Consider the following 13453-nt stretch of genomic DNA (forward strand, 5'->3'; position numbering starts at 1 on the left):
ACACCTCTTGTGCGCGCCGATTCAATTCTGGAGAAGGCGCGCATGCGCATATCCTCTCCCCGCCTCCGTCGCCTCGACAATGCCCTGGCTCACCTTCCGGCCGATTGCGATGCCATGCTGTTGGGCGAACTGGACGGATATCTGGCCGGCCTGATCGTCTGTCCGGACCCGATCGAGCCCGACGAATGGCTCCCGCCAGTCTGGAGCGACGACGGTGGAGAGGTGCCCTTTGCCGAGGAAGATGAAGCCAGATGGTATGCCAGGCTGGTCGTCGAACATCATGACGCTGTCGTGCGGGCCCTGAATAACGGCCCCGGCCGCTATGCGCCCTTTTTCGAAGTGGATACGAGGCACAACGAAGTGTTGTGGGAGATGTGGATCGAAGGCTTCGCCACCGCGATGACACTACGACCCGAGAGCTGGGGCGAGATCATCCAGAGCGGCGACGAAGGCGCGGGTGCGGCTCTCACCGGGCTGATCACACTGGCGGACATTGCGCGGGACGAGAGCGATCTGGAACGCGAGGCCATCGATGCGCTAACCGAAGACGCACCGAAGCTTATCCCGCAATGGATCGACGCCCTGCACGCCTGGCGATCGACGACCAGCCCCGCTGCTCCTGCCTCGCTGAGCCCGTTATCGTCCGCTAAAATTGGCCGGAACGATCCCTGTCCCTGCGGGTCTGGCAAAAAATACAAGAAATGCTGCGGACTGAACTGAAGCTGCCCACGCCCGATAATCGGGCTTGCAGCCACTCTCGCGCCAACGGCCTTCCAGCCGCGCGAAGCAGCGCAACGTCGCGGCGGATATAACTAACCACCGATCGGAGGAAATACTGTCTGTTTGAAGCCGAAGGGCGCGCCTATTCCGCCGGCTGATCCACGAGCGCGCCCCCTCGCCCGGACCGGCGTAATTCTGCAATCCGCACCAGCCCGATCGTGAACAACGGCAGCAGAAAGATCGCCATTACCGCATAGGCCATAGCCCGGTATCCGGTGGCGATCAGCGCGACGAGACCGATGGTCGAAGCGATGAACACCGATCCGAAGGTGAGCGAACCGGTCACCAACAGACGAAGCCATTGCGGCGTCGTCCGTCCGCGCTTGGCATTGTGGACATCGACGCGCGCGTTGAACGCCTGGACGAAGCCTACGCTGCATTCGAGCAAGGCAAAGAACACCATCAACTGGAAGAGGATATGGAAAATCGGCTGGTGCAGCGCGGTCAGCACATAATCGGAGGGCAAGGCTTCGCCCAGCACCCGCGGATAAAAAGCCACCAGGCAGACGAAGAAGACGATTGCGGGAACCATTGCCAGCGGCCCCGCCAGCAGCCCCGATACGATCGCATCGCGCTCGCTCTTCAGATGGCGCAGGACCGGCAGGATCAGCACTGCACCGATCACATTGTACGAGGCATAGGTGAGCCCGCCCGCGATCCAGCCAGTGGCCGGTACTGGGATCTGGAAACCCTGTGCAATCTGCGGCGTGAACGACCACAGGCTGAGCGCGAGGAAGATCGTATAGACGCCGTAGAGCAGGACCGAGACATATTTGAACACCGCCTCGGCCGCCCCCTGCCCCGCCGCGCACACCGCGAGGACGGCGAACACCAGCAGCAACGTCCCGGCAATGAGCGGCGCGCTCAGTAGTGCCGCACCGATCGCGCCAGCGGCCGATCCGAACACGGCGAGGACAAGGATCACATTGGCGAAATAGACGATCTCGAATGCGAAATCGAAACGACCGAGCAGGGCCCGGAAGAAGCTCTGATAATCATAGGCCCTGAGCTTGAAGGCGAGCAGGAAGGTCAGCGCGCAGACAAGGCTCCAGAAGGCCATCGCCAGCGCCATTCCATAAAGCCCGCCGACCGGTCCCGACGGCATGAAGAATTCGACCAGTTCGCGCCCGGTTGCATAACCGCCCCCGATCACCACCGCCTTGAAGGCGAGGCCCGGCAGGACGAAGCGATTGAGCGACGAGAAAAACCGCATGCCACCTCCGGTCGAGCAATTTCGATGCTCAATTCGGAGAAGATTGTCCTGATCGGAAAAACATGCAAGCGACAATCACGGGCGGCTCACCTACGCCCCGGCGTAACCCGCATGAACCGCATCTCATAGTCGCGCGGGTCGCTATAGTTGAAGCCGTTGATCTGTCCGCCTGGATTGCGCACGAACCTGATCATGCCGCCATTGGCGAGGGTGAACACGTCGCCATAAGCCGGATCGAGCCGAATTTCGGGCGCGCGTGCCGGGCTGACGAACGCCGCCGATCCCGCAGCGGTGATGCGCCAGCAGGCGCCGTTATCGATACTGCAATAGCGGCCGGCATAGGTCACGGCGCTTGCCGGAGGGCTCCAGTTCGCCTTGCGATAGGGTATGCGATCGCCCTCCTGCGTTTCGAGGGTCAATTGCCGCCCATCGAAGACATAGGTGCCCGTGCCGATCCGCCACCGGCCTAGCCCGGTTGGATCGAGCGTCTGCCCGCCGATCGAGAGCCGGCCGTTCACGGCACCGAACCAGACCGGGTAGTTCGACACGCTGTTGACGTAGACGCCTTCGGGCCGGTGAGGCTGGGGCTGCGTGTAGGCAGGTGCACGATAAGGCGGAAGGAAGATATCGGCGACCCTCCGCGCCAGGGCGGTCGTATCGGCATCGCCGGCATTGCATAGCAGCGCCACCGACAGGTGCTGCGTGGGATAGCGCCCGAGCCAAGCGCGATACCCACCGGTAGCACCGGGATGGCCGATTTCGGGCAGGCCATTGTGGGCGAGCTTGAACAATCCGGCGGCATAAGCGAGCTTACCGCCACCGGTGAGATTGATCTGATTCTCCATCGCAGCCGTGAAGCCCGGGCCGAGCTTGTCCGACTCCAGCGCGGCGTTCCAGATTTGCAGATCGCGCACGGTCGTCAGCAATCCGCCATTGCCATAGGCATCCTCGATCGGCTGGCCGATCGCCCAGACATTGCCCTCCCGCACATAAGCATGTGCCCGGCGCGGCACGATCGCGGTATGATCGTCTCGCCAGCGCGTTTCGGTCATGCCGAGCGGCATGAAGATCTGCGCCTTCGTGAAGGAGGCAAGCGTCTGCCCGCTCACTCGCTGGACTATGATGGCGAGCAGATTGAAGTTGGTGTTGCTGTAGAGATAGTGGCTGCCCGGTGCGAAATTGAGCGCCTTTTGTCGCGCCGCGATCGCCAGCACGTCGGCGTTGGTGACGGTACGACTGTCGCGCGGCCATCCCTCGACTGCCGCCGCACCGCCCCAGTCGCGCAGGCCGCTGACATGGTGGAGCAAGTGGCGGATCGTGATGCGCGGACCATAATTGGGCATCTCGGGTAGATATTTACGGATATCGTCGTCCAGCCCGAGCCGGCCGGCGCGCGCGAGCAGGATGATCGCCGCGGCGGTGAACTGTTTGGAGGTCGATCCCGCCTCGAACACGCTGTCGGTGCGCACCGGCACGCCCAGATCGAGATCGGCCATGCCATAAGCGCGATCGACCAGCAGATTGCCCTTGTGCATCACCGAGACCGCGCAACCCGGGCTGGTGCCGGTCGCCCAATGCGCGAAAATCCCATCGACCTCGCGAACCTGCTCGGAGGTTGCCTGCGCGGAAACCGGCGCAACGCCTGCCAGGCTGGCGACCACAGCAGCGCCATGCGTTAGGACGCGGACGATCACTGAACTTTATCCCCCTGAAACACTCGGCAATCCGCGACCCGCCTTCCCATCGGGAAGGCGCTTTGTCGAGTATCGACCGTCCGGCGTTCGGTGGGTGAGTTTACCAGCAGGAGCGGCGTCGCCGTCTCACCCTTGCGCCAAGGCTGCTCATGCGTCGTCCGTGCAAGATCGACTCTTGCATCGGCACGCAAAACATGAGCCAATAGCGAATATTGCACTGGTCTGCGCTATGCTGCCGGGCAACGGAGAGGATATATGGATAATCACGCCCGCGGGCCGATCAGCGTTGCGCACAGCGCGTCGAACCGGACCGCAATGACCATGATGCTCGTGATCTTCGGCGGCAGTCTGATCGGCGGCGCGGTGTTGCTCACCACCTTCTTCGAACTTACCAGGCTCTAGGCAAAAGAACGCGGTAATCGACGCCAGAATATTGATTGTCGGTTGGCGTTGCCCCGACGCTCGATCAGTGCGCCGAACAAGGCCAGCGCCCTCTCCTAATTCATTTCAGATTGGCCGACGCCACAGCCAGGGCAAATGACAACGCCCACAAGCCGAGCAGGTTATTACAAGCGGTGCGGGGCCTGCGCCACCTCATCGATAAGACCCATCCTTTATCGACTGCTCGACTTATCGCACGACTATGTTCGAAATACAAATTCCCGTACAAGCTTGTAATTGGATAGCGTTCCATCTCGCTTATCATCGCACGTGGAATAAAGATCCCGGAATATTTCCCGAGATTGGCTTTTATGGCCGTTGCATCTGTAACTATATATTTGTGGCACACCCGTAGCTGCAACGGCTTGGCGCTTTCATATCCTGCGCGGCATGAGCCGCGCGCGGGACATCAGCAGCCCCGCCCGGCCGGAAGTGCCAACATCTCGCTATTGAGACAAAATTATCCTGATCAGAAAAATTTTGCTGTATTTGCCGATTTACGCTGATAGTCTCACATGGTTTCAAGAGTGCGGCCGTGGCCGCGGGAACGGAAACGGGGAAAATGATCGTGAGAACGCTGCTGCTCGCCGCCACCGCCTTGCTCTTGGCTTCTGCGGCAAGCGCAGCCGATTTCGACATCGTCATCCGCAACGGCAAGGTGCTCGACGGCGCCGGCAATCCGTGGGTCCGGGCCGATGTCGCGGTGAAGGATGGCCGCATCGTCAAGATCGGCCAGATCGGCGGCAGTGGCTTCAAGGAGATCGATGCGGCCGGCCGCTACGTGACGCCGGGATTCATCGACATGATGGATCAGTCGAGCCGGGTCCTGCTCGTCAATGGCGGGGCCGAGAACAAGCTGCTCGAGGGCGTCACATCGGTCATCGCGGGCGAAGGCGGCACGCCGGTCCCTGCCGCCGATATCCCGAGCTATTTCGCCAAGCTCGAAAGGCAGGGCATCGCGATCAATTTCGGCACTTATTATTCGCCCACGCAGGCGCGCGTGAAGGTGATGGGCGACGCCGCCGGCATCCCGACGCCCGAGCAAATCAAGGCGATGGGCAAGGAAGTCGATATCGCGATGCACGCCGGCGTGTTCGGCATCTCGTCAGCGCTCGTCTACGCCCCGAGCAGCTTCCAGAGTACCGCCGATCTGATCGCGATGGCGAAGGTCGCGAGCAAGTGCAACGCCATCTACGCCACCCATATGCGCGATGAAGCGAACAAGCTGGTGTCCGCGGTGAAGGAGGCGATCCAGATCGGCGAGGAAGGTGGCGTGAAGGTGGAGATATTCCACCTCAAGGCCGGCTTCCGCCCCGGCTGGGGCAAGCTGATGCCCGATGCGCTCGCAACGATCGAGGCGGCGCGGGAACGCGGCGTCGATGTCGCCGCCGACATGTATGTCTACACAGCGGGCGGCACCGGGCTCGACATCACCGTGCCGGGCTGGGTGTGGGCCGACGGCAAGGAGAAGGGCATCGAACGGCTCAAGGATCCCGAGATCCGCAAACGCCTGAAGAAGGAGATCGTCACCGGCTATCCCGGCTGGTCGAACTTCGTCGAAGCGGCGGGCGGCTGGGAGCATGTCAGCCTCGCCAGCGCACATAGCGATGAATATGCCAGATATAACGGCATGAGCATCGCGAAGATCGGTGCGACGCTGCGCAAGGATCCCGCCGATGTGGCATGGGACATATTGATCGCCGGCCTGCCCGAGCGCGCGACCGCGCTGTATTTCATGATGGGCGAGCCCGACATCGAGCTCGCGCTCCGCCAGCCTTATGTCAGCATCGGCAGCGATGCCGGTGCCGCGGTCAAGCCGGGCGAGCTCGATGCGCTGTCCCTCCCCCATCCGCGCAGCAACGGTAATTTTACGCGCGTCATCGCCGAATATGTCGAGAAGCGCCACGTGCTGACCCTGCCCGAGGCGGTGCGCAAGATGACGAGTTGGCCCGCCGCGCGCATGGGGCTGAGCGATCGCGGGCTGGTGCGCGAAGGGATGCGCGCCGATCTTCTGGTGTTCGATCCTGCCAAGGTGAAGGACGTCGCAACCTACGAGCAGCCGCTGCTGCTTTCGACGGGCATCGACGAGGTCGTCGTCAACGGCGTGCTCGCAGTCGATGATGGTAAAGTAACGGGTTTGCGTGGCGGCCATGTCCTGCGCCACACATGCTCTGCACCGATGGCCGACTGAGCGATGTCGCGCGGCGACCGATCGACGTGCGGGGGCAAGTCGCGATGAGACCGAACGACCTTTCGAGCCACTGGATGCCGTTTACCGCAAATCGGCAATACAAGGCCGCGCCGCGGATGATCGTGGCGGCGGACGGCATGTATTACACTACCGACGATGGCCGCCCGTTGCTCGACGCGACCGCCGGCCTGTGGTGCTGCAATGCCGGCCACAACAATCCACGCATCGTCGAGGCGATCCGAGCACAGGCCGGCGCGTTGGATTATGCCCCCTCGTTCCAGATGGGCCATCCCAAGGCGTTCGAACTGTCCGCCCGGCTGATCGCCATGGCGCCGGCGGGCTTCGATCAGGTCTTCTTCTGCAATAGCGGATCTGAAGCGGTCGATACCGCGCTCAAGATCGCCCTGGGCTACCATCGCGTCCGTGGCGACGGCAGCCGCACACGCTTGATCGGACGCGAACGCGGTTATCACGGCGTCGGCTTCGGCGGCATTTCGGTTGGCGGGATGGTCGGCAATCGCAAGATGTTCGGCGCTTTGCTGAGCGGTGTCGATCATCTGCGCCATACCCATCTGCCCGAACTGAACAGCTTCACGCGCGGCATGCCCGAGCATGGCGCCGATCTCGCCGACGATCTCGAGCGGCTGGTGCAACTCCACGATGCCTCGACCATCGCTGCGGTGATCGTCGAGCCGGTTGCCTGCTCTACCGGCGTGCTCGTGCCGCCGAAGGGCTATCTGGAGCGATTGCGCGCGATCTGCGACCGCCATGGCATATTGCTGATCTTCGACGAGGTCATCACCGGCTTCGGCCGGATCGGCGCTAGCTTCGCCGCCGACCGGTTCGGCGTCACTCCCGACATGATCACGATGGCAAAGGGCATAACCACCGGTGCGGTACCGATGGGTGGCGTGCTGGTGCAGGGCAAGATCTACGATGCATTCATGGACGCGGCGCCCGCCAACGGCATCGAGTTCGCGCATGGCTATACCTACTCCGCGCATCCGCTTGCCTGCGCCGCCGCGCTGGCGACGCTCGACGTCTATCGTGACGAACACCTGTTTGATCGCGCGGCGAAACTCGCGCCGATGTGGGAAGAGCGGCTCCACAGCCTCGCCGATGAAGAGGGCATCGTCGACATCCGCAATTTCGGACTGATCGGCGCGATCGAACTGACACCCCAGCCGGGCGCTCCGGGTGCGCGCGGTTACGACGTCTATCTGCGCTGCTTCAACGCCGGCGTGCTGGTGCGCTACACCGCGGATACGATCGCGATGTCGCCGCCTTTGATCATTTCCGAACAACAGATCGATCAGATCATCGACACGATCCGCACGGCGCTTCGCGCCAGCGCGGCCAGTATCAGCACATCATAAAGATGGCTTAGTTCAGGAGAGGACGCCTGGGATTCAACCTGAAAATGGGGAATTCACATGCGTCTGGACAAAGGGACATTGAAGATCAGGCGGGCAATGCTGCTCGCCACCGCGTTGACCAGCCTGGCCGGGACGGCGCCCGCCTTCGGGGCGCCCGCACCGGCCGCCGATCCGGCTCCCGCCACCGATGAGGCACCGACGGAGATCGTCGTCACCGGATCGCAGGTTCGCCGCGCGGGCTTCACCTCGCCGACCCCAGTGACCAGTCTCACCCCTGCCGATCTTGCCAAGGTCGGCGCACCCAACATCGCCGACGCGCTCAATCAATTGCCCGCGCTCAAACCCAGCATCACGCCATCGTCGGTCACCAACCTTTCGGTCGTGTCGGGCGGCAACTTCCTCGATCTGCGCGGCCTCACCTATCTGCGCACGCTCACCCTGATCGATGGCAAGCGCTACACACCCACCACCGTCACCGGCGCGATCAACATCAACCTCGTACCGCAGGCACTGATCGGATCGGCCGACGTCGTCACCGGCGGCGCATCGGCGGCCTATGGTTCGGACGCGGTCGCCGGCGTGGTCAACCTGAAGCTCGACGACAGATTAGAGGGCATTCGCGGCAGCTTCCAGGGCGGCATCACCGATCACAACGACAATCGCAATTATCTGGCGTCGGCCGCTTTCGGGAAGAGCTTCGCCGGCGGGCGCGGCCGGATCCTGATCGGCGCCGAAATCGCGCAGAACAGCGGTGTCGGCAAAATGGGCGATCGGGACTGGGGCCAGAACCGCACGACGATCAACAATCCGGCCTATGTCGCCGGCAACGGCCAGCCGCAAAGCCTTCTGGTGAATGATGGCCGCGCGTCGAACGCCTCCTATGGCGGCGTGATCAATTCGCCCGGGCTGCTCAAGGGTATCCAGTTCGGCGCAAACGGCACTACCCTGCCCTTCACCTATGGAACCAGCGTGACCGCGACGACGATGAATGGCGGCGATGGCGTCAATGGCGACGCCGATTACGTCCTCGCCTCACCGCTGAAACGCTGGAGCGCGTTCGGCAAGGCGAGCTACGATCTGGTGGACGACATCACCGCCTACGCCAGCTTCGGCTATGGCCACAGCGCGTTCGACGAAGCGAGCATCACCGGCAACGATCAGATCACGATCAAGGCCGACAATGCCTATTTGCCCGCCTCGATCAAATCGATCATGACCGCGAACAATATCGCCAGCTTCGTGATGGGGCGCAGCCTCAACGATTATGCCCGCGGCGGCATCAGCCAGCGCATCCACACCTGGCAGGGATCGGGCGGAGTCAAAGGCAAGATCGGCGGCTCGTGGACGTTCGACACCTCCTATTCCTATGGCAAGACCAAGAATCTGACCCTGTTTACCGGCGATCGCTGGACCTCGCGCTGGAACCAGGCGGTCGACGCGGTGGTCAATCCCGCCACCGGCGGCACCGTCTGCCGCTCGACCCTGACCGATCCGACCAACGGCTGCGTGCCGATCAACCTGTTTGGCGTCGGATCGGCATCGTCGCAGGCCATCAACTGGATCACAGGCGTGTCGCGGCGCAACTGGGACATCACCCAACAGGTCGCCGACGCGGTCGTGCGTGGCGAGCCCTTCTCGACCTGGGCTGGTCCGATCTCGATCGCAGCCGGCGGCGAATGGCGCCAGCAGACCGCCGATGTCACCTCGGACGCGCTTTCAGTCCAGGGAGTCTACCGGGTCGGCAACGTCCAACCTTTCTACGGCCGCGTGACCGTAAAGGAAGGTTTCGGCGAGATCGTCGTACCGCTGGCGAAGGATGAAAGCTGGGCGAAGAATATCGATCTCGATGTCGCCGGCCGCGTCACCGATTACAGCACATCGGGCACCGTCGAAACGTGGAAGGCGGGGCTCAACTATGCCGTCAACGACAGCATCCGCCTGCGCGCCACACGCTCGCGCGATATCCGCGCGCCCAGCCTGAACGAGCTGTTCGCCAAGGGTGCGACCCTGGTCTACGGAATCACCGATCCGGTGCTGAACGCGAGCTATAGCGTCAACGGCATCACCAGCGGCAACCCCAATCTGAAGCCCGAAAAAGGCGATACGACCACCGCAGGCATCGTCTTCACGCCGACCTTCATTCCCCGCTTCAGCCTGTCAGTCGACTATTACCACATCAAGCTCAAGAACACGATCAACACGCTGACCGCATCGAGCATCGTCACCCGTTGCTATACCGATACGCCGGCCCTCTGTTCGCTGATCACGCGCGTCAACGGCACGATCACCCAGGTCTCGCTCGCGCCTGCCAACTTCCAGAGCGCGGTCGAGACCGGCGTCGATGTCGAGGTCGCGTACCGCCTGCCGATCGGGCCGGGCAATCTCGATCTGCACGGGCTGGTCAATTACACCGACAAGCTCGATCTGATCGACGGCAGCAACGTCACCCACTATGCGGGCGATACCGAGCAGCCGAGCCTCGACGGCATCGGCGGCACGCCGCACTGGCGCGCCAATGCCAGCGCGAGCTTCACCACCGATCGTTACCGGCTGAGCATCACCGGCCGCTATGTCGGCGGCGGCGTGATCACACGAACCTACACCACGCTGAACGGCGCCTCCGTCAACGGCCGGGTCTATTTCGACCTGTCCGGCGAGGTGAATGTGTTCAAGACGAGCACCGGCAAGGTCTCCCTGTTCGGCGTCATCCTCAACGCATTCGACAAGGACCCGCCGATCACCGGCATCAGCGGCTACGGCACCACCCGCAGCCTCTACGACATGATCGGCCGCCAATATACGGCCGGCGTGCGCTTCTCGTTCTGATGTACCGCCTCCTCCCCCGTTCCGGGGAGGAGGCGGTTCCGCTATCTCCCCACCATGACCCGGAAGAAATATTACCTCACCGCCACCCTGCCCGACGGCTACGTCAAGACGATCGGCCCGACCGCATCCGACTTCACCCATTACTGGCGGATCGTGGCGACGCTCGGTAATGGCAAGACGGAGGTATTCTGGGGCCACACCAAATCGCTTGCCGAAGCGAAGGGAAAGAAAGCTGCAGCCGCCGATGCTTCCAGCCAGCGCGGCTGGAAAAGTTATGATTTCGAGATTGCCGCGCTGACCCGAACCACCTCCCTGCCCTAACACCGTGGCTCCCGACCAACAGCTCGGCCGGGCGCCGGTCCTTACTTCGCTGCGGCACCGCTGGCCTTCAAGGTCGAGCCGGGCCACGGCTGGCCGGCCTCGATTCCGCGCGTGATGGCGTCACGCCTGCAATTCATCAGCGCGCGACCGCAATCTCCCGCCAGGCACCCGGCTCCAGCCCGTCGAGCGCCCACTCGCCGATCCGCCACCGCACCAGCCGCAAGGTCGGCAGGCCGACCGCCGCGGTCATCCGGCGGACCTGCCGGTTGCGTCCTTCGCGGATCGTCAGGCGAAGCCAGCTATCGGGCACGCTCTTGCGGAAACGCACCGGTGGATCGCGCGGCCACAAAGCCGGATCATCGATCGCTTCGGCCTCGGCCGGCCGGGTCATGCCGTCCTTCAGCATCACCCCGCGCCGCAACCGATCGAGGCTGGCCTCATCGGGATTGCCCTCGACCTGCACCAGATAGGTCTTCGCCATCTTGAAGGCGGGATCGGCGATCCGCGCCTGCAAACGGCCATCATCTGTCAGCACCAGCAGCCCTTCACTGTCGCGATCGAGCCGGCCCGCCGGATAGACACCGGGCAGATCGATATGGTCCGAAAGCGTGGCATGCGCCGATCCCGCGCTGCCGCCCGTGAATTGCGACAGCACGCCATAAGGCTTATTGAACAGGATCAGCCGCGACATGAGCGGCTCATATCCGATTGTACGGTCTTGTCCCGGCGCAACGCGTCACGCGGCCCATCGACCGGTTCGATCGACCATGGTCGGTGGCCAACCGCCATAACGACGCTTCAACCCTTCGCTGTGGCGATATAGCCATCGACCCGCGTTTCCAGCACCGCGAGAGGAAGCGATCCGCCGAGCAAGATCACGTCGTGGAAACGGCGAATATCGAACTTCGTGCCAAGCGCCGACTGCGCCTTTTCGCGCAGCCGCAGGATCGTGCGCTTGCCCACCATGTAGCCGCAGGCCTGTCCCGGCCAGCAGGCGTAGCGCTCGATCTCCTGCCCGCTGAGCGCAACCGGATCGCCGTCGATACCGCTCAAGGTCGCGATCGCCTTTTCGCGGCTCCAGCGCTTGGCGTGGATGCCCGTATCGACCACCAGCCGTCCCGATCGCAACAGCGCATCATGGATATAACCGAGCTCCCAGGCCGGCTGATCCTTGTAGAAGCCCATCTCCTGCGCGAGTTGCTCCGAATAGAGCGCCCAGCCTTCGACATAGGCGTTGAAGTTCATGGTCTTGCGCACCATCGGCATCTCCGACTGCAATTGCAGCGTGATCTGGAGATGATGGCCGGGAATGCCTTCGTGGAAGGTCGTGGTCGGCATGTCCCAGAAGGGCGCCTCGCCGGTATCGCGCAGGTTCAGCCAATAAATTCCCGGGCGCGTACCATCGAGGCTGCCTTGCGAATAATGAGTTGAGGCGCCGCCCTCGGTCGCAGGCGGGATTCGTCTTATCTCGAGCGGGGTCTTGGGCAGGGTTGCGAAATAACCCGGCAGGCGTTTCTGCATCGCCTGCACCAGCGCGTTGAGATCGGCGACCTCCTTCGCCTTGCCTGCATCGGTGTTGGGATAGAGATATTTCGGATCCTTGAAGAGCGCGCCGTAGCGTTCGGCGACACTGCCTTTGGTCATGCCGATCCGCCTGAACAACACATCCGCGCGCGCGGACATCTCGCGCGTCACGTCGAGACCCATGCGGTGCACGTCGTCGGGGCTGAGATCGGTGGTGATGGAGGCTTTGAGCGAGGCCGCGTAATAGGCATCGCCATCGGGCAGGCGCCACACGCCGGCGTCGTGCGTGGCCTTGGGTAGCAGGCTCTGCATCAACGCCATCTGCCGATCGAGTGCGGGGATAACGCGCGCCTGATAGACTGCGGCGGCCTGCGTCTTCCAATCGCCGGCTATGCCCTTGGCGGCGGCGCGGGATGCCAGCGAGGCTACCAATGTCGACCGGTCCGCCGGTGCCCGCAACACCTTCATCTGCGCGAGCGCAGCGTTGATCGCGAAATCGGGCGGCACGACGCCTAGCGCAACGTCGTGCCGAACGCATTCGCATTCCTGGTCCATCATCCGCGCAAACGCATCGAGCCGCGCGAGATAGGCTTCGCAATCCACCTTCGTCTCGATCGGATGCTGGCTGTCGAGGAAATCGGGGATATTGCAGTATGAGCCGGTGACCTGGCTGATGATATAGGGCGCGCCCGAACCTCCGCTACCATAAGCGAACCGGCGATTGGCATCGTCCTGCAGCGCCAGGCCGTAGAGGACGGCATCATGATCGATCGCCGCCGGCGCCCCCAACCGACTGCAATCGATCGCGCGCAACAAGGCGACCTGCCCCGCTACGATGCCCTTGTTATGCGCGATGGCCGCGAGCGAAACTTCGCTGAGCCGCGACCGCTCGACAGCCCGCGCACCCACGTCGAGGCCGAGCGAGGTCGCCGTCTCGGGGCTGTCATCGAGGATCTGCGCGAAGATCGTGTCGAATGCCTTGGCGAGCCCCGCGTCAGCGGTGGGGTTGGCGCTTGCGCGGGCGGTCGCCGACGACATCAGAAGAGCTGCCAGCGACGATGCACAGAATTGGCGGCGGTTTGGCAAT

At 63.1% G+C, this 13453-nt stretch carries 10 protein-coding genes; 6 read left to right on the forward strand and 4 right to left on the reverse strand.

The genetic code is table 11. The features are described from left to right. The first annotated feature begins 9 nt into the window (after nucleotides 1-9). Nucleotides 10-720: a UPF0149 family protein gene (locus AB4Z44_RS10240; protein ID WP_404713932.1), complete on the forward strand. Its 711-nt coding sequence runs from the start codon at nucleotides 10-12 to the stop codon at nucleotides 718-720. Nucleotides 721-862: 142 nt separating this feature from the next. On the opposite strand, the gene AB4Z44_RS10245 is transcribed toward AB4Z44_RS10240, so the two are convergent. Next, on the reverse strand, nucleotides 863-1993 hold the full coding sequence (locus tag AB4Z44_RS10245; protein ID WP_404713933.1) for a hypothetical protein: 1131 nt from the start codon (nucleotides 1991-1993) through the stop codon (nucleotides 863-865). A gap of 86 nt (nucleotides 1994-2079) precedes the next feature. Further along, on the reverse strand, nucleotides 2080-3687 hold the full coding sequence (locus AB4Z44_RS10250) for a serine hydrolase domain-containing protein (RefSeq protein ID WP_404713934.1): 1608 nt from the start codon (nucleotides 3685-3687) through the stop codon (nucleotides 2080-2082). Between the two features lie 255 nt (nucleotides 3688-3942). Here AB4Z44_RS10250 and AB4Z44_RS10255 point away from each other — a divergent pair, with 255 nt between their 5' ends. The 5 genes from AB4Z44_RS10255 (at nucleotide 3943) to AB4Z44_RS10275 (ending at nucleotide 10842) form a co-directional block, all read left to right on the forward strand. Further along, entirely contained in the window at nucleotides 3943-4089 is a 147-nt protein-coding gene (locus AB4Z44_RS10255) for a hypothetical protein (protein ID WP_404713935.1), read from the forward strand. A 607-nt stretch (nucleotides 4090-4696) separates the two neighbouring features. Beyond that, nucleotides 4697-6319, forward strand: coding sequence for an amidohydrolase family protein (locus tag AB4Z44_RS10260; protein ID WP_404713936.1), 1623 nt, complete (start codon nucleotides 4697-4699; stop codon nucleotides 6317-6319). 44 nt (nucleotides 6320-6363) lie between these two features. Continuing rightward, complete coding sequence (locus AB4Z44_RS10265) at nucleotides 6364-7695, forward strand: aspartate aminotransferase family protein (RefSeq protein WP_404713937.1); 1332 nt, start codon at nucleotides 6364-6366, stop codon at nucleotides 7693-7695. A gap of 57 nt (nucleotides 7696-7752) precedes the next feature. Further along, nucleotides 7753-10521 carry a TonB-dependent receptor domain-containing protein gene (locus tag AB4Z44_RS10270; protein WP_404713938.1) on the forward strand — a complete coding sequence of 923 codons (2769 nt, stop codon included), beginning with the start codon at nucleotides 7753-7755 and terminating at the stop codon, nucleotides 10519-10521. A gap of 54 nt (nucleotides 10522-10575) precedes the next feature. After that, entirely contained in the window at nucleotides 10576-10842 is a 267-nt protein-coding gene (locus tag AB4Z44_RS10275) for a hypothetical protein (protein WP_404713939.1), read from the forward strand. Between the two features lie 136 nt (nucleotides 10843-10978). On the opposite strand, the gene AB4Z44_RS10280 is transcribed toward AB4Z44_RS10275, so the two are convergent. Continuing rightward, entirely contained in the window at nucleotides 10979-11533 is a 555-nt protein-coding gene (locus AB4Z44_RS10280) for a pseudouridine synthase (protein WP_404713940.1), read from the reverse strand. Between the two features lie 107 nt (nucleotides 11534-11640). Next, nucleotides 11641-13404 carry a DUF885 domain-containing protein gene (locus AB4Z44_RS10285; RefSeq protein ID WP_404713941.1) on the reverse strand — a complete coding sequence of 588 codons (1764 nt, stop codon included), beginning with the start codon at nucleotides 13402-13404 and terminating at the stop codon, nucleotides 11641-11643. Nucleotides 13405-13453 lie beyond the last annotated feature (49 nt).

This window comes from Sphingomonas sp. MMS24-J13 (assembly GCF_044905095.1).
GTDB lineage: Bacteria > Pseudomonadota > Alphaproteobacteria > Sphingomonadales > Sphingomonadaceae > Sphingomonas_I.